The organism is Verrucomicrobiota bacterium (genome assembly GCA_016871535.1).
Taxonomy (GTDB): Bacteria; Verrucomicrobiota; Verrucomicrobiia; order Limisphaerales; family SIBE01; genus VHCZ01.
The window spans coordinates 1-22,998 of record VHCZ01000034.1; the positions used below are offsets into that span (position 1 = coordinate 1).

The 22,998-nt window shown below is 60.3% G+C and carries 10 protein-coding genes; 7 read left to right on the top strand and 3 right to left on the bottom strand.

Annotated features, from left to right (window positions below; genetic code table 11):
* Positions 1 to 275: 275 nt before the first annotated feature.
* Positions 276 to 9,272: a hypothetical protein gene (locus FJ398_06945; GenBank protein MBM3837688.1), complete on the bottom strand. Its 8,997-nt coding sequence runs from the start codon at positions 9,270 to 9,272 to the stop codon at positions 276 to 278.
* A 289-nt stretch (positions 9,273 to 9,561) separates the two neighbouring features.
* Positions 9,562 to 10,386: a DUF1080 domain-containing protein gene (locus FJ398_06950; protein ID MBM3837689.1), complete on the bottom strand. Its 825-nt coding sequence runs from the start codon at positions 10,384 to 10,386 to the stop codon at positions 9,562 to 9,564.
* Between the two features lie 388 nt (positions 10,387 to 10,774).
* On the opposite strand from FJ398_06950, the gene trxB reads away from it, so the two are divergent.
* The 7 genes from trxB to gyrA all read left to right on the top strand — a co-directional run bounded on the left by trxB (position 10,775) and on the right by gyrA (position 19,393).
* Positions 10,775 to 11,704: a thioredoxin-disulfide reductase gene (gene trxB, locus FJ398_06955; GenBank protein ID MBM3837690.1), complete on the top strand. Its 930-nt coding sequence runs from the start codon at positions 10,775 to 10,777 to the stop codon at positions 11,702 to 11,704.
* A gap of 35 nt (positions 11,705 to 11,739) precedes the next feature.
* Positions 11,740 to 12,402: an imidazoleglycerol-phosphate dehydratase HisB gene (gene hisB, locus FJ398_06960; GenBank protein MBM3837691.1), complete on the top strand. Its 663-nt coding sequence runs from the start codon at positions 11,740 to 11,742 to the stop codon at positions 12,400 to 12,402.
* Between the two features lie 40 nt (positions 12,403 to 12,442).
* On the top strand, positions 12,443 to 13,045 hold the full coding sequence (locus tag FJ398_06965) for a sigma-70 family RNA polymerase sigma factor (GenBank protein MBM3837692.1): 603 nt from the start codon (positions 12,443 to 12,445) through the stop codon (positions 13,043 to 13,045).
* Positions 13,045 to 13,521 carry a hypothetical protein gene (locus FJ398_06970; protein MBM3837693.1) on the top strand — a complete coding sequence of 159 codons (477 nt, stop codon included), beginning with the start codon at positions 13,045 to 13,047 and terminating at the stop codon, positions 13,519 to 13,521. Before FJ398_06965 ends, FJ398_06970 begins: the two co-directional genes overlap by 1 nt.
* A 37-nt stretch (positions 13,522 to 13,558) precedes the next feature.
* Positions 13,559 to 14,008 (top strand): hypothetical protein, encoded by a 450-nt coding sequence (locus FJ398_06975; GenBank protein MBM3837694.1) that lies wholly within the window; start codon positions 13,559 to 13,561, stop codon positions 14,006 to 14,008.
* Between the two features lie 262 nt (positions 14,009 to 14,270).
* Positions 14,271 to 16,745, top strand: coding sequence for a DNA topoisomerase (ATP-hydrolyzing) subunit B (gene gyrB, locus FJ398_06980; GenBank protein MBM3837695.1), 2,475 nt, complete (start codon positions 14,271 to 14,273; stop codon positions 16,743 to 16,745).
* 8 nt (positions 16,746 to 16,753) lie between these two features.
* On the top strand, positions 16,754 to 19,393 hold the full coding sequence (gene gyrA, locus FJ398_06985; GenBank protein ID MBM3837696.1) for a DNA gyrase subunit A: 2,640 nt from the start codon (positions 16,754 to 16,756) through the stop codon (positions 19,391 to 19,393).
* On the opposite strand, the gene FJ398_06990 is transcribed toward gyrA, so the two are convergent.
* A complete protein-coding gene (locus FJ398_06990) occupies positions 19,390 to 22,986 on the bottom strand; it encodes a hypothetical protein (GenBank protein MBM3837697.1) in 3,597 nt (1,198 codons plus the stop codon). The genes gyrA and FJ398_06990 overlap by 4 nt on opposite strands.
* Positions 22,987 to 22,998: the final 12 nt, after the last annotated feature.

Genomic DNA, 22,998 nt, shown 5'->3' on the forward strand with positions numbered 1-22,998 from the left:
GTATCCATGACCTTAGCCTAACTGTTGCGTCGGCATTGTCGAGCGCGCGATTGTTGGATTTGCCGAACGTTGATTGGACGACCTAATCGCCGCCTTTTAAGGCGGCATGCTGGAAAAATATCGTTGCCTTGGGGCTTGTGCACGAAATAGTTTCACAAAAAAGGAGGTTAATAGTAAGTTAAATGGGCAATGCGTTTCGGGTTCAAAGTTAAAAGGTTCAAAGCTCGATGCACGCGAGGGCGCTTGCGCTCTCCATCTCAGACCGCATGGTTCCGCTACGGAATCAAGACGGCGCGGAAGAAGGAGGATGAGGCGGTGGGGCGGATCGGGATTCTCATCACGCGGTCGGACGGCGCCGGGGGGATGTCGGCGAGTTTTTGCCAGGCGCCAGTTGTCAGGGAATTGCGAAGTTCGATGGCGTAGGCCCGGTTCGCGGCGGCCGTGAATTCGAGAGTCAGGCCGCCGCTGGCATCGGCGCGCACACCGGTCTTGAGGACGCTGGCGGCGTCGCGGGGATTGGTGCCGGCCAGGTACTCCTGCGCGTTGCTCAGGCCGTCGGCATCGGAATCGGCGGCGGCGTCGGAAGGATCGTTGGGATTGAGGCCGTGGGCGATTTCCCAATCGTTCGGCAAGCCGTCGTGGTCGGAATCGCCCGGAGCGGCGAAGCCTGCGCCAGGATTGGGCGGCGCGGCGGTCCAGTTCGCGGGATCGTTACCGTAGAGGGTGGCGCTGCGCCGGTGCAACGAATGACCGCTGCTATCGGCTGAGGCGGGCCACGGAGAAGCGTCGCTGTAGTCGATTCGTTCCACGGTGACGTAAGGGATCAAACCGAAGTCCGGGCCGGGCAACGTCTGCGGCGCATCCGGCTTTTGAAGTTCGAGGGTATCGCCGGCCCGGTTGAGCTTGCCGCTGAAAGGTCCGATCAACGCCGCGCCGGTTCCGTAGGCCTTCTGGAATTCCGAGACCGCGACGGTGTCGGAACGCGGATCAAAACTTACGACCACGAGGAAACCGCCGGCGGGAATGCTGGCATCGAGCGGGAAATCGAAATCAACTCCTTTGCGCAGCCGCCAGGTGTGGGCGGGATTGGCCGGATCATAAAGCGGCACAGCGACGGCGCTGAAATTGTGCAATTCGACAAATTCCAGCGCGGCGTTGGTTTTGGCGGGATGATACATGATTTCACTGAAGACGACAGGGCCGACTTTCGCGGACGAATTGGCTGCGCCGGCGCCGAGTTTGAATTCGTTGGTGGTGGCCGGGTTGTCCTTTCCGAAAGTGCGTTGCGCCAACGGCACGAAATGAGAGCCTAGTCTGGTCTGGAATCGCCCAAAGGAAACGCCATTCTCCGCCGGGCCGAACGCCGCCGAAGCACGATAGCCCGTGAGCGTGCCATTGACCGCCTGCGACAGAAAGACCTCATCGCCTTTCGCGGAGCTGAACGAGAACGGTTCGCCGGCGCCGCCGGCGCGGTTGAATTGGTCTTCGTAAAACACCGCGAAGCCGCCCGGCGCGATCACGGCGCCGGCCGGAATCTGAAACTTGCGGAGGTTGGACGCGGAGTCGCTCAGGAACCAGCCGCTGAGATCGACGGCGGACGCGCTGGCATTGAAAAGCTCGACGGCGTCCATGAGCGGCGGATCGCTGTGGCTGAGCAGTTCGTTGATGACAACGTTACCGAGCGGCAAGTAATTCCCGCTCCCTGGCGTGGGGGTGGCGGCGAAGCTCACGAGGCTTGCGGCGCCATCGGGGAATCGGCCTTCGGAGACATCCGGGAGCTGCGGGCCGAAGCTGAGGCCGTCGATCAACCCGCCGTTCGCGGTGGAGAGCGCGAGCGATTCGCCGGAAGCGCTCAGTTTGAAGTTCACGTGGTTGGCGCCCGCTTCCGGCTGCTCGTCAGCGACGAACTTCTGAAAGCCATGCAGGCCGATGCCGATGAACGAGAGCGGCGGCAGCAGATGTTTCATTGGGTCGGCGAGGTTGTCGGAGAGCCAAAAACCGCTCAGGTCCACCGGTTCGGGATTTGGGTTGAAGATCTCAAACCAATCGCCCGGCTCGGCGGGAGCCTCGCCCCACCGGACGCCGGCCTTCGCGTCAGCCATCCATTCGTTGATTTTGAGCAACCGCGGATTTCCCAGAGTGGCGGCGCGGTTCGCGGCGCCGACGGTCGGAACCGTGAGCGTCCAGTTCGTTGTGCCGTCGGGCACGCGGCCGATCGACCAATCCGCAGGCTGCAACCCGTAGGTCACTGAGCTTTGCAGGCTGCCGCCTTCGGCTGGGCGACCAAACAAGAAGACCGCGCCGCCTCCGGCGTTGAGGCCGAATCCGGTGTTGGCCGGTGCCGCGGCCGTGGCTGCGTCGAAGCGAACTTTGAGAAAGCCTTTCGCCGGGATGATTGAACCGCCAGGGAACGACCAGCGCCGCGGGTTCGCGGCGTTGTCGGTCAAGCTCAAGCCCGCAAGATCGACGGCGGTCGCAGAAGGATTGTAGAGTTCGACCCAATCCGGGCGGCTGCCGTCGGGTTCGGCGAACGTGGCATTGTTCGCGAGCACTTCGTTGATCAGAACGCCGGACTGGGCGGCGGTGTTGGCCGTCATTAGCGCGTCGATCTTGAGTCCAAAAACGACGGCGCTGCTGGTGGCGTTGATCTGGTGGACTTCGACGGCGAGGAAGTTTGCGCCGGGGCGCAACTGGTCCGCAGGCAGGGTGAAGGTGCGCAAGGCGGCGTCCCCCAGATTGGCGGCGGCGAAAGACTCGTACGTGGCGCCGGCCGCGAGATTGTAGCGCGCCACTTCGCGTCCGTTCAGATAAAACGCCGCGCCGTCATCAACCAAGTGGGAGACCTGGACGCTGCTGGGCGCGAGCGCGGGATCGACGTTGAACTGCGCCCGAAAATAGTAAGTGGCGTAGCGCGCGGTCGGGAGCACCGTCCGGATCGGTTCGGGCAAAGGATTGGTTTTGACGCCGAGCAAGCCTGGTCCGGAGTTCCAGGCGGCGGCGTCGAAACCGGGATTGAACCACGCGGTGCCCAGGTCCGTGCCCGACGCCTCAAACTTCCAGACGTGATTGTAGGGAACCAGCGTGATCGACTGCGGAGGGGACGCCTCGAACGGGCATTGATTCGGGCCGCCCGGAGTCGGCGCGTCGAGCGCCTTCAGCGCCGCATCGCCGTCCGGACAGCGGCCGGTCGAGACGCCGGTCCGTTGCGGGCCATAAACGACGGAATCGATCAAGGATTGGTCCGGCGCGAACAGCGCAATCTCGCCCTGGTCCGGATCGAGGCCGAAGTTGAATTCGTTCGCTCGATTGCCATTGCCTGAGACAAAGAGTGCGAAACCTTTCGCGGGAATAAAACTCAGAGGAGCGATGCGGCGGCGTGCCGGCGCGCCGATGGGTTGGTCCGTCAAGGAACATCCGCCGAGGGCGACGGGCCGCGATTCCGGATTGTAGAGTTCGACGAAGTCGTCCGGATACGGGCTGATGCCGGAGGCGAGCCACTCGTTGATGCGGATTTGCCGGAGATCGCCCACGGGCTGGATCACGTTGGCCGATCCGAAAGTTGGCTGCGTCAGTTGCCAATCACCGCCCTCGCCGACGCGTCCGAGGGAGAGATCGGCCATCTGCGCGCCGAACTCCACGAAATCGAGCAACGCTCCGCCGGCGGCGACGCTGTTGAGGAGATAAACGCCGTCGCCCGCGGCATCGAGCGAGAATCCGAGTTGCGCCGAATCCAAAACCAGAAAAGCGCCCCGAGCGAGCGTGGCGGGACCGAACGTAAAAGCGTTCGGCTTCCTGAGATCGTCCGTGAGGCGCAGGCCGGCAAGATTCACGGTCGCGGCGCCTTCGTTGAGCAACTCGACCTGGTCGCGCAAGGCGCCGGTGCGGCTGGCGATGATTTCATTGAGCCGGACGCCCAGCCAGGCGGTGTTCACGACCCAGGAAACACGAGTGGCGTTGTTTGCATCCTGGTACACGCTGGCGGCGTTCCGGCCAATGACGGCGACGGTGTTCGTGCCGTTGGCCAGATTGGAAAGCGCAATCGGCGTATCGACCAACAATTCCGCGCCGAAGGCGCCCCCATTCAAGCTGAAGCGGTAATGAGTGATGCCGGCGCCGCCGACGTCAAGTGTGGCGGAGGTTCGGGGCGTAGGAGAGCGCGGCGCGCCGGAAACATTCGCCAACGGGACGCTTCTCGTGGTGCGGGCGGGGAGCTGCGACTGCACATAATTGCGGCGCCCGTCCATCCACGTTTTCACGCTGCTGATCGTGGCTTGAGGCACGTAGCTGCCGAGCACTTGATCGATGAGCGTGTCGAACTGTGGTTTGGAAAAGGTCGTGTCCAGGAGGCGCTGCAGCGTGGCCAGGTAAAGCGGCCCGAAGTCCGACGAGCGCAGGAATCGTGTCATCGCCCGCCACGAACCTTCGGTGTCACCGGAGATCGGGCAGCAGGTGCCGCGAAAGATTTCGACGTTTTGCGCGAGCGATCCGGGCTGGCCGAGAATCTGATCGAGATCATGAAACAACAGGATGAATCGCGGGTCCGACTCGCCGCGATAGAGGAAATAATCGTCGTTGTTCCCGGTGTTCAGGCCGGACTCGCCGTTGGCCATGAGGTTCATGACCGCGAGATGCGTCAGCCATTGGTCCACGTTGACGACTTTGCGGACGTTCTCGGTGGTGAATAGGGCGCTGCTGTTCTCGCCCATGATCTGGAGCATGCCAATCAGGTCGCGCCAATCGTCCTCGGTGACGTTGGTCTCCTTGAAGTAGGTGTTCGTGTAGGAGTTTTTGACGGCGCCGCGATAGTCGAAGTTGGGCGGGCGAATATCCCGGACGATCCGGTAGAGATTGCCGCCGCTATCGGACGGGAAGTGACGGTCGGCCCAGTCCGCGCTATAGACTTCGTTCGCGGCGTAAGAGCCGAACATTGGGGCGCCGGGCGTGGCGCGGTTGGCGTTGTTCACGCGCACCTGGACGGCGCGCGAGTAAGTCCCGGCCGCGCCGGATTTGATCGCCAGCCAGCTTCCGAAATTCTGCATGTGAACCTGGCGGGTATTCAGATTGATCGCGGTCACGGCTTTCCACGGATCGTCGGTGCGGAAGTTGACGCGATAATTCGGCGGATTCGCCGTGCGGCTGCCGTGGCCGCGATTGCGAACGCCCGTGAGGTAGCGGAGGTTCGTCTCCGTGCCGTCGAAACTGATGAACGTGCAGTTCATCTGTGAGTTTGGACCTTCGGCGTTGCTCTGCGAAGGGATGACCGCGAGCTCCGCACGTTCGGCTTCAGTCATGATGAGTTTGTAGAGCGGCTGGCTGCCGGAATAGACGGCGTCATCGACTTGAAGAAGCGCGTTGGCGACTTGACCGGATGGGCCTGCGCCATCAGCCGCCGCGATGGCCGGGGCAGGCCAGGTGCGGACATTGTCCGGCGAATCCCCGGCCTCGACGTAGAATTCTACGACGGCGCTATTCGTCTGAGGCGGCAAGACTACGCTGAAGATCCCGTCACGAGGCGAAGCATCGCCGTTCTGGCCGTCGTCGCGCATGAGAACGGCGGCAAAAGGCGGCGGGGTCGCGCGGTCCACGCGGTAATGCAGCGCAACCGAGGCTGGCCTGGACTCGCCGCTCACTTCCGCGGTCACCAGAATCGGCTCCGTGGACTTTGGCACGATTGGGAAGTGCGCGACGTTGCGGATCAAAGGGGGCGTTCTGGACGCGAGAACCGAGTTGGCTTTTCCTGGCGTTCCCTCGGGGACACGGCTCGAAGCCCAGTTCTGGCCGGAATTGTTGGAGACGTTCGGGTTGATGAGTTCGAGGGATTTTCCCAGGCCGTCGTGCTCGGCGAACCAGACCCAGCCGCGATGCCCGCGATCGAGCGGTCCGCGCCGGCGCGCCGCCCAATCGCCTTCGTCCGCGTAGCGCACGCTGTCCGCGCGACGGCCCTGGGCATCGTCGAGGTCGATGTCTTCGCGGCTGTTGCTGAGGAGGCCGGTCCAATTGCCCACGACATTTGTGACGGAGGGGTACTTGGTTTTGAACGTGGCGAGGTCAGCCGCGACGACCAGGTAACCGCCGGATGGCAGCGTGAGGTTTGGAAAAGTAAACTCCACGCCGTCGCTCAAACGCCAGCCCCGCAAATTCACGGCGGACGGGCCGCGATTGAACAGCTCGATAAATTCCTCACGCGGATTCTCCGAGGCGGGGTGGTACATGATTTCGTTGATCGCGACGCCGAGTTGCGCGGGATCGAGCACATAATTCCAACCGCCGCCGCCGAAGGCATTGCCCTGCAGATCGCGAATGCCGTGCGCTGCCGCCCAGCGAACGGCCACAGTGCCGGGTTCGGGTTGCTGGAAGGTGAACGTGTATCGGCTGCCAGAACCCGCGACCGCCTTGGCGGGCGCGCCATTGATCAAAAGATCGGCTGCGTCCACGCCGAGGACATCTTTGGCAAACGTGACGGTGATTTCCGTCAGACTCGTGACGATGCCGGGCGGTGGCGATTGCGTGGTGATGGCCAGCGGCGCGTCCTTGGCGCTGACCGTGATATTGACGGCGCTGGACGTGGCGGACAGTCCGAGCGCGTCCGTCGCGACGGCGGTGAGCGTGTAGGCGCCCGCAGTGATGTTATTCCAGGAATAGGCGAAGGGACTGCTGAAGGCTTCGCCAATCTTCGAGCCGTTGGCGTAAAAGGAAACACTGGCCACGCCGCCGTCAGGATCCGAGGCGTCCGCCGCCAGCGCAATCGTGGCGGGCTCGTTAAAGGCGCTGTTGTTGGCCGGACTGCTGATCTCGATGAGCGGGCGGGCATTCGGAGGCACGGAACGCACCGCGTTGAGTTCCAGATCGAAGCTCAGGTCCGAGCTGGTGGGATTGGCCTGGTGAATCTCCACCGCGAGGAGATTGGGTCCCGCCACGAGCAGAGATCGGTCGATGTCCTGACTGAAGAAGTTGGTGGTCTTGTCGGCAGGTTCGGCGTTGGCGGACGAGCGAGTAGCCGCGGTAATGGCGCCCGCCGGCATATTGCTGCGAAACACTTCGGTCCCGTTCAGATAAACGACTCCGCCATCATCGCGCAGCAGGCGGACGGTCAGCCGCGTGATCGACGACAGATCTGTGGCCGAGAAAGCGCGGCGGAAATAGGTCGTGATGTAACGGTTGTTCGCGTTGGGTCCAAAGCCAACGACGGTGACCTCGTCGCCGTCACCGTAGCCGAGTTGGGCTTTGCCCGAATTCCACGAACTATCGTCGAAAGTCGGTTGTCTCCAGGCCGCACCCAGATCGGCGCCCGTATCGAGGTACTTCCAATCACTGCCCGCCGCGACCAGGATGTTCGTGGACGACCCCTCGTCCGAGGTGACGACAACGTTCACCGGCGCTGAGGTGGCTATGAGGCTCGCCGACTGAGTGGCCACGGCGCGCAACGTGTATTTACCCTCGCGAACGTTGCTCCAGAGAAAGGAGTAAGGCGCGGCCAGGTCTTCGCCCAATTTCGTGCTGCTCTGAAAAAATTCCACGCGCGTCACGGTTCCGGAGAGCGCGTCCGCGGTGGCAGTGATCGTGATGTTGGTCGGGCCGGCGAAAACCGCGCCGGACGCAGGAGAGGTGATGCGGACCGACAGCTCGCGCGGCGGCGCTGAACCGGCGAAATACCCGATGTCAGTCCGACTCCCGTCGGGATCGGGTGGAGCGGCCGGGGCGCCCGCGTTGAGGCACGGCGAGTTCGGCAACAACCGGTAATCGCCTGCCGCGGCATCGACGAACAACGGATCGGCCGTGGTGTTTCCCGTTCCGGGCCAGACTTCGGAAAGCGCGTTGTAAGTCACGGAAACGAATTTTTCTGGGCCGAAGTCCGAGCGCAGAGCATCGACCGAGCGGACAATGGAGTTGGTCAGGTAAATGTTGATGTTGCCGGCGGAGGCGTTGGACTTGGTCGCCGCGGCGACGCCGTGATCGATTCCGGCAATGGTGCAGTGATCGATGCGCACGACTGCCAGCGGCCCACTGCTCTTGGCCGACACGCCCGCGAAGCAATTGGCAATGAGACAACGCCGGAGCAGGACTTCGCCGTTGAAGACGCTGACGCCTTTGGCGTCCTCGTTCGCGTTCGGCCAATCGCGAATGAGACAATTCTCGACCGTGACGGTTGAATCGAGCGTATCGATGGCATCGTCGGCGCCGGACGCGATGACGCAGCGGGAGAGCGTGAGCGGGCGTCCGGCGGCAGTGTGAAGATAAATGCCGTCGGCGTCGTCCGGCCCGGTCATTTCCAGCAAGTAACTGTTCGTGCAGACCAAACCTGTGCCGGCGATTTCGGGTCCCATGCGCGCCCGCGTCAGGACGCAATCGCGGAACGTCAGGGTCGAGGCGTCCGCCATCATGATTTTCCCGATAGTGGCGCCGCCTGCCGTGAGGTCGGAAATGACGCAGCCATCGAAGGTGAGCGTGGCATTGTTAAGGCGAAAGGCTGGACCGGTGCCAGTGTGGCCTTCGCCCGGGGCGCGGCCCGCCTTGCTGATGAAGGTGTGTTGATAGGTGGATGGCTGGGAATCGGCATGCCGGATTTGCCCCCAATTCAGATTGGCGTCCGAACACGTGATGACCACGGGACCGAGTTCAGTGCCGAGCGATTGAACCGAGCCGTTGACGGTGAGGCTGAAGCCGGTCGTGCCGGAAGCCACGCCGTTGATCAACACGAGCGTGTTCGGCTGAATCGTCAGGGTGTGTCCGGACGGGACGGTGACGTTGCCCGTGACCGAAACGATCCCGCTCCAGGTAGTGCTGGCGCCCGGCAGCGTGCCCTGGACAGAGACGGATGGCTGGCCGGTGAGATTGCGGACGGTCCGGGTGGCGCGCTCGCCGTTCACGGTCGCCGTCAAAGTGAAATCTGTGTTTCCACCAATGGTGAGCAAGGCGGTGCCCAGGCCGTTTCGCACCGCCACGCGGCTTGGGGAAAGACTGATGCCGGGTTGATCCGCTGTGAGGAGAGCTTCGGCGTCCCAGAGATTCCAATCCCGCGCGCCGGTGTTGTCGCGCACCTCCACGCACACAAGGAAAGGGACCGCAGGCCGAGAGCCGGATGGGGTGATTAGCCTGACCTCGGCCAAAGCGTTCCCGGTTGTGCCCAGAATCGCGCAGGCGAAAAAGGCCGGGAGAAGTCCGAGCTGCTTGTGGCCACGCAAAAGAAATCCGCTCATTCGCTCAACAAACAGCAATTCGCAGTCCAGAAAGCGAGGGAATTCGTGAGGTTGGTGGGAGCGGTCGCATCTCATTTCCTGCACGACTCACTCGAAACGAACCCGTCGAGGAGTGCCGGAGATTCTCCCTCACCTTAATCCTCTCCCGCTGGGAGAGGAAATCTCGTCGTCCGTGCCCGCACAAACCCATCGTTTTCCCTCTCCCAGCGGGAGAGGGTATATGGGTGAGGGCGAACCAACCGATTTCACAGCCGTGCAGAAAAGTGAGATGCGCACGCTGGCGCGAGTGCTGATGGCAAGGGCCAAGACTTCGGTTGGCCACACCCAGGCGCGGCGGCGCGTCAGCGCCGCCCTACCGAGCGCCCTACGGTTTGTCGTATTCGCCGAGGGAGCGCAGCCAGATATTCCGGAAGCGCATCGGATTGCCGTGATCCTGCAACTGGATGAACATTTCCGGCGCTTGCTTCTTGTTGTAAGTGCCGTTCTCGCGGTGAGGCGAGTGGCCCAGGAATTCGCGCTTGTGGTGCAAGACGAGGCCGTTGTGGATCACGGTGACGTTGGCTTTCTTGATCAACTTGCCGCTCTCGTCCCAGCGCGGCGACTCGAAGATGATTTCGTAGCTCTGCCACTCGCCGGGCGGTTTGCTGGCGTTGACCAGCGGGGGTGTCCAACTGTAAAGCGCTCCGCATTGGCCGTCGGGATACGTTTTGTTGCCGTAGGAATCGAGGACCTGGATTTCGTACATGCCGTTGATGAGGACGCCGCTGTTCCCGCGCCCCTGGCCGTTGCCTTTGACGACGGACGGCGTGGCGAATTCCAGGTGCAACTGGAAATCGGCGAACTTGCCTTTGGTCTGAATGCTGCCCGTGCCGCCGACGACTTCCATGTAACCGTTCTCGACTTTCCATTTCGGTTCTTTTCCGCCCAGGAGTTCCCACTTTGAGAGGTCTTTCCCATCGAACAAGATCACCGCGTCCGAGGGCGCGGGCGCCAGGTGGCTGAAGGTTGCAGCCGGCGCGACGATGCGTGGCTGCGGGCGATCGCCGTCATGGACGTGCCATTGCGTGCCGGGAATCATGGGCGTGTCTTTGTAGCCGAGACCCTGGAGTTCCGCGGCCTGGAGGGAGAGAGGCGCGCCAAAGCCAATGAGAGTGACAAGGAGTTTGTGAAAGCAATGTTTTGAGGTCATGCGGGGACTTTCTCTCACGCCATCCAAAAAAGGCAAGCCCTCTTCGACTTTCTAGAATATCGCTTAAGCTGAGGGAATTCGCTTTGACCACGGATGACACGGAGAGCACGGATTGGAGAGGTCACGGCGCGATTCACTCCAGCTTCCCATCCGTGTGATCCGTGGAGAACTTCCCTGCAATTCTCAGTTTGACTTCGGTAGGGCGAGCCTGTCCCCAGCGAGCCGCCTCCAACGTGTTCCCGCGACGTCGGACACGGCTCGCCGGGACGGACTCGCCCTACCCTGGAAACGTTCGCCTTCGTGGGAAGCAGTCCATAAAGGGAATTGCTGGAAAACCCCAGCCCGCGCTTGCCAAGATCATCGTGGAACTCTACGTTCAGATTTCTTTATGGAAAAAGTGGTTATCGTTGGAACCGGTTGCGCAGGCTTGACCGCGGCGCTTTACACGGCGCGAGCCAACCTCAGCCCGCTCGTTTTTACCGGCGTCATGCCCGGGGGATTACTCACGACCACCAGCATCGTGGAAAACTATCCCGGATTCCCCGAAGGCATCGACGGGTATGAGCTGATGACGAGGATGCAAAAGCAGGCGGAACGGTTTGGAGCGCGGGTGCAATTCGGAACGGTGGAAGCCGTCGATCTTTCGCGCCGCCCGTTCAAGTTGACCGTGGATGGCGAAGCGCTCGACGCGCAGACGCTCATCATCGCCAGTGGCGCCAGCCACCGTCACCTGGGATTGGAAAGCGAGTCGCTCCTGGAGAAAAAGGGCGTCACTTACTGCGCGACGTGCGACGGCGCGCTGCCGGTGTTTCGGAATCAACCTTTGGTGGTCGTGGGGGGCGGCGACTCGGCGTGCGAAGAAGCGACTTATCTGACGCGGTTCGCGTCGGTCGTGTATCTGGTTCACCGACGAGACCAATTGCGCGCCTCGAAAATCATGGCGGAACGCACGCTGTCGAACGCAAACATCAAACCGGTGTGGGATTCCGTCATCACTGAGGTCTTCGACGTGAAGCTCGACAAGGTAACCGGCGTGCGTTTGAAGAATCTTAAGACAAACGGGGAGAGCACGCTGGACTGCGCCGGGGTTTTCGTGGCCATCGGGCACGTGCCCAACACGCAGATTTACAAAGGCGTTCTCGACATGGACGAAAACGGCTATCTGATTACGAAGCGCGGGACGGAGACCAATGTTCCGGGTGTGTTCGTCGCGGGGGATTGCGCGGACCACGTGTACCGCCAGGCCGTGACGGCAGCGGGCACGGGCTGCGGCGCGGCGATCGATGCCGAGCGTTACCTGGCCCGGTTGAATCAGTAATCAGTTTCGAGTTTCATGTTTCGTGTTGGTTGTTCATGAAAGTCCGCCAGGCCGAAATCAAACGAGTGACGAAGGAGACGGACATCGTTCTCAAGTTGCGGATCGATGGTTCCGGGGCGGGCCGGATCAAGACGGGGGTGGGTTTTTTCGATCACATGCTGACGCTTTTCGCCAAGCATGCGGTGGTGGATCTCTCCTTGCGCTGCCGCGGGGATCTGGATGTGGACGCGCACCACACGGTCGAAGATTGCGGGCTGGCTTTGGGCCAGGCGTTCAGTCAGGCGCTTGGCGATAAAAAAGGTCTGCGTCGTTACGGAGCCGGATTTCACCCGAAGAATCCGTTCAACGGAGAAGCTTACGTTCCGATGGACGAATGCCTGGCGCGGTGCGTGATCGATTTCAGCGGGCGCCCGTATCTGGTCTGGCGGGGAATGGCGGCCCAGGCGCAGAGGAGGATCTCCCCAGCGGACAAGCGGCAGGATATGTCTTCCGCGTTTCGCTTCGGACTGGCGCGGGAGTTTTTCCAGGCTTTCACGATCGAAGCGCGCTGCAATCTGCACCTGGAACTGCTTTACGGCGATGAGCCTCACCATATCGTAGAAGCGTTGTTCAAAGCCTTTGCAAAGGCGGTGGACGCGGCCTGCCAGCGAGATCCTCGGATCGCGAACGCAATTCCGAGCACGAAGGGGAAACTGTGATTTGTGCTGAATATGCTTCCCAGCGGGGGCGTCCATTCCAATGACAAAACGCGTCGCATGTTCTGAAATGGAGGACGCAGGGTTAGTCGCGGCGGCCAAGCGGGGCCGGATGGACGCCTTTGAAGAGTTGGTCGCGCGGCACCGGGACAAAGTTTATGCCCGGGCTTACAGCATGATGCGGAACGAGGATGAGGCCATTGATCTTTCTCAGGAAGCGTGGGTGAAGGGCTGGCAGAGGCTGAAGCAGTTCCAGGGCGAAGCAAGCTTCGTGACCTGGATTACGCGGATCGTCATCAACCTCTGCCTGGACCAGTTGCGGAAGCAGAAACGAGTTCGCGCGGAGTCCATCGAGCAACTGGATGAGGAACTGGGCGGCGTCGAGCGGCAAATGCCGATCGTGAATCCGAACCCGACGGAGAAACTGGAGCGCGTCGAACTTCGGCAGAGAATCGACCGGGCGCTCGGCCAGTTGTCCTACCAACACAGGACCGTGCTGGTCTTGCACGAATTTGAAGAGTTGGAATATAAAGAGATCGCCAAACGCATGGAATGCTCGATCGGGACGGTGATGTCCCGGCTGTTTTACGCGCGACGAAAGATGGCGGCTTTGCTCGCCGGGTTGAAACGGGAAGAGTTACGATAATGAACACAGAAAACCTCCTGAAATTACAAGCCTGCCTGGATGGCGAGTTGACGGCCGAGCAAGCTCGGCAAGTGAACGCCTGGCTTGCGAGCGACACGGAAGCTCAAGCGGTTTGCCAGCACCTGCGCGACACAAAAACCTTGCTCGCCGGAAATGAGTTGCCGGCCGAGCTGCCCGAAACGCGGGAGTTTTACTGGTCCAAAATCCAGCGAGAAATCACCCGGCTGGAGGCGGAGTCAAATCGCGAGCCTGCGCCGGTTTCAGCCCGATGGTGGATGCGGCTGGCGGTGCCGCTTGCGGGAGTCACGGTGTTGGTTGTTTTCCTTCTCCTCATGGTCAAGCCACTCTCTCCGTCAAGTGCCATTGCCGGCTATTTTCACGAGATTGATACACCCGTCGAAGAAGCCAATGCGATTTCGTTTCATTCTCAAGCCGCGGGTATGACTGTGGTGTGGATTGACAGCGGCTCCAACTAGTGGTTAACAACGCCGACGTAACGCGCAAATGCCGCCGATGAGAGCCGACCTCTTCTTCGTGCCGTTGTTCCTGGGGCTGGTTTTCACACTCGGAATCGAAAGCGCCGAACCCAAAGGTGGAGACCGAAAATTCGAGGCTCAACTGATTTGGGGAACGGACAAGGAGAAACCTGATGACCCCAAATTGAAAAAGGTGGATCCGGAATTGGTAGCTGGACTTCAGAAAATCTTCCGATGGGCCCATTACTATCAAGTGACCAACGTTACTTTCGTTGTTCCGCTCAAGCCGAAGCCAGGCACAAGGGTCAAACTTAGCGATAAGTGTGATATCGAAGTAAGTGACAAGGGTAAACCCATGACCGAAGTCAAACTGTTCGGCGAAGAGAAGCTTGTTAGGACAATCAACCAGGCGATCCCCCAATGCCTGGTCATCGGCGGGGATGTCCCTAATCAAACGGCTTGGTTCGTGGTTTTGACCCCGAAGTAGGCGTTTTTGTCCCTCAAGGCTGCATTTTCCCTTATGCGAAGCGCCAGGGCCCCGCACGGGCTCTTTTGGTCTCCACAATAGGCTGTGGTGAAGAGGCAACATCTCCACAATAGGTAGTGTTTTTCCCGCCAAGAAATATGAGAATATCATTGTGTTGGGAGCACGGTTTTCTTAGTCTTTGAATCACCTGGATTTTGAATCATTCCGACGCCTGGAAACGCATCGGGCGAAGCCGTCGGAGAAGTGGTAATTTCCTAGGAATATGTCTGTGGTCGCGATGGAATCTGAGAAATACGATGCCTCGAAAATCGACAAGCTAGAGGGCCTTGAAGCGGTCCGAAAGCGTCCCGGCATGTACATCGGCGACCCGGATGAGCGCGGGTTGCACCATTGCGTCTTTGAGGTTCTGGACAACTCGATTGACGAACACCTGGCTGGATTCTGCAATCGCATCGAGGTCAACGTCCATGTGGACGGGTCCTGCTCCATCCGCGACGACGGTCGTGGAATTCCGGTGGACATCCACCCCAAGTTTCAAATACCCGCCGTGGAACTCGTGCTCACAAACCTGCACGCGGGCGGCAAATTCGGCCAGGGCGCTTACAAATATTCGGGTGGCTTGCATGGAGTTGGCGCGAAGTGCGTCAATGCGCTTTCCGACTGGTTCAAGGTCGAGGTCTCGCGGGACGGCAAGGTTTATTACATGGAGTTCGCGCGCGGCATTACGATACGAAAGCTGGAGGTGATCGGGAAATCCAAGCACACGGGAACTTTGATCACCTTCAAGCCCGACTCCACGATCTTCACGATCACGACGGAGTTTAAGTTCGAAATCCTGGCCAACCGGTTGCGTGAACTCGCGTTCCTGAACCCTGGCGTGGAGATCTTCCTCACGGACGAACGCATCGAGAACAAGAGCGAGCACTTTTTCTACAAGGAGGGCATAGAGGAATTCGTCAAACAACTCGGCAAGAACAAGCAGGTCATCCACGCTAAGCCGATTGTTCTGAGCCGGCAGAAGGAGGAAGTGTTTGTCGATTGTGTCCTCCAGTATAACGACAGCTACAACGATCAGATTCTTTGCTTCGCGAACTCGATTGCAAACTCCGACGGAGGAACGCATCTCACCGGTTTCCGGACCGCTCTGACTCGAGCGATCAACCAGTACGCGAAGGGAAACAACCTTTTGAAAGAGAAAGACCCGGCCATCTCCGGCGATGATGTGCGCGAAGGATTGGTTTGCGTCCTGAGCGTCAAGCTGCCCAATCCGCGTTTTGAATCGCAAACCAAGGTCAAACTCGTCAACACGGAGATCGACGGCATCGTGTCTTCGGTCGTGTACGAAGGGTTGATGAGCTATTTCGACGCGAGTCCGTCCGTCGCCAAGAAGATTGTCGATAAAGCGCTGCTGGCGGCCCGGGCGCGTGAAGCGGCGCGCAAGGCTCGCGAAACCGTCCGGAAAAGCGCGTTAACGGGCGGAGGGTTGCCCGGCAAACTGGCAGATTGCTCGGACCGCGATCCGGCGAACACCGAGTTATTTATTGTCGAAGGTGACTCCGCCGGTGGGTCGGCCAAACAAGGGCGCGACCGGCGTTTTCAGGCGATCCTTCCGATCCGCGGCAAACTCATCAATGTCGAAAAGGCCCGGCTCGACAAAGTCCTTCAGAACACCGAAATCCAAACGATGATCACGGCCATCGGCACCGGGATCGGCACGGGCGAAGGCGAAGGCGCTTTCAATCTCGAGAAGCTGCGCTACCACAAGATCATCATCATGACGGACGCCGACGTGGATGGTTCGCACATCCGGACGCTGCTCCTGACTTTTTTCTATCGCCAGATGCCGGAACTGGTCAAACGAGGCTACGTGTATATTGCCCAGCCGCCGCTTTACCAGGTGACGCGAAAGAAGCGCGTCGAGTACGTCGAGGATGACGTTCAGATGAACAAGATTTTGATCCAACTCGGCACGGAGGACGTTCGTTTGCGCAATCTGGCGGATGGAAAGGAGCTGACCCAAAAACAGCTTGGTGAAATTCTCGAATTGCTCGCGTCGCTCGACAAATACGCCAGGGCGTTGCGGCGCCACGGCGGCGAATTCGGCGATTATCTCGAACACCGGCACACGCGGACTCAGGAGTTGCCGCGCCATCTGGTTAAGGTTCGCGATGGCAACGACGAGTTCGTGCATTATTTCCACACCGAGGTGGAATTGGAAAAATTCGGCAACGAGAATCCCGACCTCAAACTCTTCGGCGATGTCGAGGCGGACACCTCCCTGCAGGAGAAGGCCCGCAATGGCAACACCCGCCGGGCGCGCCATGTCGAACTGCACGAAAGCAAGGCGATTGCGGAACTTCTCGGCAAATTGTCCAGAAAGGGACTGAGTGTCGAGCACTACTCGGCGCAGGACAAGCCCCTGTTTGAGTTGATCGAAGGGGAGGGCGAAAAGGCGCAGGTCACTCCCCTGTTTTCCATCGCGGAAATCCTTTCCAGCGTCAAGGAAGCCGGCAAAAAAGGAATTCAGATCAAACGCTTCAAAGGCTTGGGAGAAATGAACGCCAAAGAGCTGTTCGAGACCACGATGAATCCGGCCAATCGAAAGCTGCTCCGCATCGATGTGACCGATGGCGTCGAAGCCGAGGAAATGTTCACCAAGCTGATGGGGGACGAAGTGGAGCCGCGGCGTCAGTTCATCGAGGATAATGCGCTGAACGTGCGCAATCTGGATATTTAGTTTGCCGTATGCCCGAGTCCGACGGTCCCAGCAACATTCCCCAAGGAGGCGACGCACCTCTTTTTGCGGCGAACGAAAAGATCGACAAGATCAACGTCGCGGATGAGATCAAAAACTCATTCCTCGACTATTCGATGTCGGTCATCATCTCGCGCGCGTTGCCCGATGCCCGTGACGGCTTGAAGCCTTCCCAGCGCCGCATCCTGTATGCGATGCACGACCTGAGCCTGTTCCCGAACCGGCAGCACCGGAAATGCGCCAAGATTTGCGGCGACACCAGCGGCAATTACCATCCGCACGGCGAGGCCGTGATTTATCCCACCCTCGTCCACATGGCGCAGCCTTGGGCCATGCGCGAGCCGTTGGTCGATGGGCAGGGGAATTTCGGCTCCGTCGAAGGCGATCCTCCCGCCGCCATGCGGTACACCGAAGCGCGGATGACGCACCTGGGCGCGGTCCTGATGGAGGACATGGACAAGGACACGGTCGATTTCGTCCCGAATTATGACGAGACTCGAACCGAACCCACCGTTTTTCCGGCCGCGTTCCCGAACCTCCTTATCAACGGCGCCACCGGCATCGCTGTCGGCATGGCGACGAATATCCCGCCCCACAACCTCGGCGAGATCATCGACGGCATTTGCGCGCAGATCGATAACCCCGAAATCACAACGGCGCAGTTGATGAAATTCGTCAAAGGACCGGACTTCCCCACGGCCGGCATGGTCTGCGGGATCGATCCGATCAAACAGTATTTCGAGACTGGCCGCGGCAGCCTGAAAGTGCGCGGCAGGGTCGGCCTGGAGCAATTGAAAGGAGCTCGGGAGCAGATCGTCATCACGGAGATCCCCTACATCGTAAACCGGAAGACGTTGGTCGAGCGCATTGCGGAGTTGGTCAACGAGAAAATCATCACGGACATCACAGCGGTCAGGGACGAATCCGACGAGCACACGCGGGTCGTGATCGAGTTGAAGCGCGATGGGGTCCCCAAGGTCGTGATCAACAACCTTTACAAATATACCCAGCTCGAAACTAATTTCGCGGTCAACATGCTGGCCATCGACCATGGCCGGCCCAAAATTCTCAATCTCAAGGAACTGATCAATTGCTACATCGAGCATCGCCGCGAAGTGGTGCTGCGGCGGACGCGATTTGAACTTAAGAAAGCTGAGGAACGGGCCGAGACGCTCGAAGGCTATTTGATCGCGCTGGCCAACCTGGACGAATTCATCCGCATCATCCGCACCTCGGCCAACCGAGAGGAAGCGAAGGTGAAACTGCTGGCCTTCGAGTTCACCCGCGCCATGGTCGAACGATTCGGCGTGTTGATCCGCAGCGAAGCCCGCCTCACCAATGGCCGCTATGCGTTCAGCGAGGCCCAAACCGCCGCCATCCTTGAACTGCGGCTGTATCAACTCACCGGCCTCGAACGCGACAAGGTCAAAACGGAGTACACTGAAATCCTTAGCCGAATTGAGGATTTGACGGACATTCTGGCTAAAGAAGCGCGCGTCAAAGCCATCATCAAGGATGAGCTAAAGCAAATCAAAGAGAAGCATGCCGGGCCGCGCTTGACGGAACTGGTGCCGGACGAAGGCGAGATGGCCATCGAAGACCTCATTGCGAACGAAGGCGTCATCATCACCATCACGCACAACGGCCTGATCAAGCGCACGAACATCAGTTCCTATCGCTCCCAACGGCGCGGCGGCCGAGGGGTCATTGGCATGGCTACGCGCGAAGGCTCGGCCGCCGAGGGCGACCGCGAGGATTTCATCGAACACCTCTTCACAGCCAGTACCCACGACTTTCTGATGTTCTTCACGAACACGGGCCGCGTCTATGTGGAGCGGGTCCATGAGATTCCCGACATGGGAAGGACAGCGAAGGGGCGGAGCATCGCGAACTTGCTCGAGCTGCACACGGGGGAGAAGATCGCCGCGCTGATCCGGATCAATTCCAAAACCGGGCCGAACAAGGAAGACATCACCTGGGAACAACCCTTGTTCCTGTTCTTCTCGACGGAAAAGGGCACGGTCAAGAAAACCGCCCTCGCTGAATTCGCCAACGTCCGCAAAGGCGGAATCATCGCCATCAGCATTGAATCCGGCGATACGCTGATTGATGTCAAGCTGACCAACGGCGCTAATGAGGTCGTGCTGATCACGCGCGAGGGGCAAAGCATCCGCTTTCACGAGGAAGACGTGCGCCCGATGGGCCGGCCCGCGACGGGAGTCCGCGGCATCACGCTCGAATCGAGCGACGCGGTGGTTGCGTTGGCCGTTGTGGTTTCTCGCGGCACACTGCTGGTCGCGGGCGAGAACGGAATTGGCAAGCGGACGGATTTCGAGGAGTACCGGCTCCAGTCCCGCGGCGGCAAAGGCATCATCACGATGAAGACGACGGACCGCACGGGCCACGTCGTCGGGGCGTTGACGGTGCAGGAGGAGGACGAAATCATGCTGATCACCGCCGGCGGGCAGATGGTGCGCATCTCCGTCAAGGACATCCGTGAAACCGGCCGCAACGCCCAGGGCGTCAAACTCATCGACCTGGTTGAAGGCGACAAACTCCAGGCCATCGCGCCGGTGATCAGCGAAGAGAAAGAAGACCAACAGGAGGAGTTGCTTCCTATCCCATCCTAAAAGTCGAATTTCAGACTCACTGTCAATGTCCGTTCTCGCGGCAGCTCCGCGTGAAGGTTGAGCGGATTCAATCGATAGTTCCGGTCGGTGAGGTTGAGCAGGCCGACTCTAATCTCCGCGCGCCGGCGCAGAAAACGGTAGCCGACATACGAGTTGAACTGCCAGAAATCATCGCCAGGGCGGTCAACCAGGTAGCCTCGATTGCTCTGCACGTTCCACAACGCCTCCGCCCGCGCAAAGCACCCGCTCGGGTGGTTCATCAAGGCAAACAACACGAGTTGTTGGAGGTCTGCCGCGATGGTGCTGTCGGCAGCCGCAAAGGCCGAAACCGGGAGTTCCCGGAAATCGGTCTCCAGTTCAGCGTCACTGAGCCGATAGGCCGCTCCCATCGCCCAACCGTCGCCGAACAGTTGATTCACTGTCACCGTGAGTGTTCTTTCTGTGAAAGCCAGACCCTCGCGCGTCGTGGCCGGTATGCCGCTCGATCCAGGCAGATCAAACACTCCGACGCTCCGATCCGCGTCCGATCGGAGAATCTCTCCGGCGAGACTGACATGCGTTCGCGTGGGGAACTTCAGATCCAGTGCCAATCCTCCCGTCTCAAACTCTGAACCCGCGACCGGGCCCGCGACGGATTCAGGAATGGCACTTCGGAAACTCTGAAGGAAGCCGGCCAGTTGCGAAGGTTCGAGCCGCACACTCGAATCGTAATACACTCCGCCCAGGGAACGGGTATAGGCGCCCCGCAAGGTTGTGGCCGGAGTCGGAGTCCATCTGAAGCCAATTTTCGGTGAGAGTTGATCTCGGCTCTCTTCCCCATCCGCGATTGGCGGATGGTCGATGTTAGCCGGAAACCGCAGCCGATCGTAGCTCAGGCCGACGCTCACTTGCAGAGGATCCACAACCCTCCAATGTTCGTATGCATAGATGCTGAGGCGTTCGAGGTCCGTTGAGTTCGCTTGCACGACGGAATGGGTCAGCAGATTTGCCGGGAACAGCGTTGGATCACGAGAGATTTCGGAGACCGTGTCCGCCTGGCCGATCTGGTAACGCGCTCCCGCGATCAAGGTTTGCGGCGCCGTGGCCCAAATGTCCTGCAGTTCGGTGGAGTAAGCCGTGAAGTCGCTGCGGTAGCTCTGGGAGAAATCAAAGTCTCGCACGCGGCGAATCGAGCCGTCCGCGTTCCGCGCCACCGTCAGAAGGCGCGCCTCCGGATCATGCGCCGTGACTTGATCATCCAGGTGTCCCGCCAGAAGAAGCGTATGGCTCCTCGGCGCCCACTCGTGATGATAACCGACCAGCACGGTCGGTTCCTGCTTTTCCGTGAACCGCAACCGGCCATGCGCTTCGGCCGGATCGTAGTACTGCCGCACATCGCCGGATTCATTCTCGTACCACAGCATCTGGATGAGCAGCGCGTCTTGCGGGCTGAGCTGTTGTTTGAATTTGCCCCAGAGCGTGGTCTGGTCGATGTCCTCATTCGGCCGCTGGCCATTTTGCGAGAGGTGGATGGCGTCGAGCGAATAGCCCGTGTTGCCGAAATTGCCGTACTGCGAACCGGCCTGGAGCCAGTCCCCGCGACTGGAATACTCGGTGAACGAGCTGACTCCGAGACGGTCGCGCTCGAACAGCCGCGCGTATTCCTGTTGTGAAATATTTTGCGAAAGCGAACCGCCGCCGACCGGAGCAAGCAGATTGGCCAGGAGCAATTCGTTGAACCAGGGCGTTTCATACCGCAAGTTGATTTGCCGCGGGTCCCGAAGCTCCGCGTAGCTGTTGGCCAGGAAAAGATGAGCGGAGAAATTCCCGTAGTCATCCGCCACGGCTCGCGCGGCTTCGCGCACGCTCACGTCCACCATGCCGGCGTCCCGGTAGATCGAGGCGAGATTGGCGCCGCGCACCGCGCGATCCCGGTCCAGCAACAATCGCGAGCGAAAAATCCGGCGATTATCGTTGAGTTGGATCGAACGCTCGATCTCGGCCATGGCGGCGTTGATCTGCCTGCGGTCCTGGAGAATCAAGGCCGAATAAAGCCAGGGCGTTGGGTCAGCCGGGTCCAACTGCTTGGCCAGATTCATCTCCCGCTCCGCACGGTCAAAGTCGCCGGCCAGGCCGAAGGCTTTGCCCAGGTAGCTTCTCGCCAACGACCAATCGTGACCCGATTGGGGGGCGGACGCGCCTCCCTGTCGGGGCGGCAGGGACGCTGCCGCCATCAACAAATCCTGCCGACCCGCCTCCGCGTGGCCCTGGCGAATCCGGACCAGCCCGCGGCCAAGCCAGGCGTGGCCGAGCGAACCGTTCAAAGCGATCGCGCGCTCGAAGTGCGTCAGGGCTTCGTCCGAGCGATTCGAGGCGGCATGAATAAAACCCCTGGTTGACAGCGCCGGGGCATGGTTGGGCGACAACTGGAGCGCGCGGTCCAGACTCTGGCGAGTTGGACGCAACTGACCAAAGCTGAATTGCAGCTCAGCGAGTCTCGCCCAGGCCAGGCCGAAATCTGGCGATTGGTTCACCGCTTCTTGAGCCGCTTGCAGGGCGAAGACAAGCTGGAAACGGGATTGTTGAGAGTACGATTCCGCCAACCATTCCGTGGCAAGAATCCGCGCGCGTTGAGCTTTATCCGGGCTCCCGTCCGGCAACAGTGTCGAAGGCACGGAACGGAACTTGACCGCTGCAATCACTTTGCGCAGCGCTTCCGCGGCTCGGGCGGCTCGGTCATCTCCCGACGTGCGCTTGATCCTGGCCAAGAGCTGCTCCGCCTCTTCCACTCTCCCCACCGCCAACACGAGGGCAGCCAGATAAACGGACTCGGCTTCGGAAGCAGGCGTTCGCGGGTCAGGGTAAGCACTCAGGGCCCGCAACACATCGCCACTGCGATAATGCGCGAGAGAATCGCGCAGGACATTCAACTCGTCCGCTGTCAATGGCAGCTCGTCCGGATCGAGCACCCCGGGATAGTGAAGGCACCACTGAATCACGTCGTTTCGGGCGGAAGCCAGGAGCGCCGTTTTCACAGGCGGTTTGCCCGGTTCAACCACGGCCTGTTGTTCGCGCTCGACGACGTTCGTCCCGAAGGCATTCGTCAGTTCGACCGAACCATCGAACATCGTGAACGTCGTAGTGCCGTCCTCCGCGACTTTGAGGTTGAACTCCGTTCCGCGAACCACGGCGGAGACGGTCGGTGTCTGCACGTCAAGTTCGCCGGGGCGATCCCGGTGGAAAAAATAGAGCGCCCCTCTCAAAAGGTTGAACCCCGTCCTCCGCCTGGGCTCGCGCGGGACTTGAAGCAGACTGTGCTCGTCCAGCCGCTTCACCGTCAAATCGGTCCAGCGCACCGCGGCGCGGCTGCGCGGCCCAGTCTGTAACTGATCCCCGGGATCCAATGTCGAATTCACCTTGATCGGATCCCAGCGCTGCGCGCCGAAGCGGAGCACCTCGACCACGCCTTCGATCTCAACCACGGTGATGTTTGTGGCGGACGATTTCAGGGTCTCGGCTGCTTTCGCAGATACTCCCAAAGCCAGACCAAGGGCCAAAAGAATGCGCACGGCCACGCTGGTCTTCCGGCAACCGCCTGGGCTTTGTTCACTCATCTCCTCAATATT

Coding starts and splice junctions, on each gene's coding strand:
- FJ398_06945 (MBM3837688.1), bottom strand. CDS start 9,272: ATGAGATGCGACCGCTCCCACCAACCTCACGAATTCCCTCGCTTTCTG.
- FJ398_06950 (MBM3837689.1), bottom strand. CDS start 10,386: ATGACCTCAAAACATTGCTTTCACAAACTCCTTGTCACTCTCATTGGC.
- trxB (MBM3837690.1), top strand. CDS start 10,775: ATGGAAAAAGTGGTTATCGTTGGAACCGGTTGCGCAGGCTTGACCGCG.
- hisB (MBM3837691.1), top strand. CDS start 11,740: ATGAAAGTCCGCCAGGCCGAAATCAAACGAGTGACGAAGGAGACGGAC.
- FJ398_06965 (MBM3837692.1), top strand. CDS start 12,443: ATGACAAAACGCGTCGCATGTTCTGAAATGGAGGACGCAGGGTTAGTC.
- FJ398_06970 (MBM3837693.1), top strand. CDS start 13,045: ATGAACACAGAAAACCTCCTGAAATTACAAGCCTGCCTGGATGGCGAG.
- FJ398_06975 (MBM3837694.1), top strand. CDS start 13,559: ATGAGAGCCGACCTCTTCTTCGTGCCGTTGTTCCTGGGGCTGGTTTTC.
- gyrB (MBM3837695.1), top strand. CDS start 14,271: ATGTCTGTGGTCGCGATGGAATCTGAGAAATACGATGCCTCGAAAATC.
- gyrA (MBM3837696.1), top strand. CDS start 16,754: ATGCCCGAGTCCGACGGTCCCAGCAACATTCCCCAAGGAGGCGACGCA.
- FJ398_06990 (MBM3837697.1), bottom strand. CDS start 22,986: ATGAGTGAACAAAGCCCAGGCGGTTGCCGGAAGACCAGCGTGGCCGTG.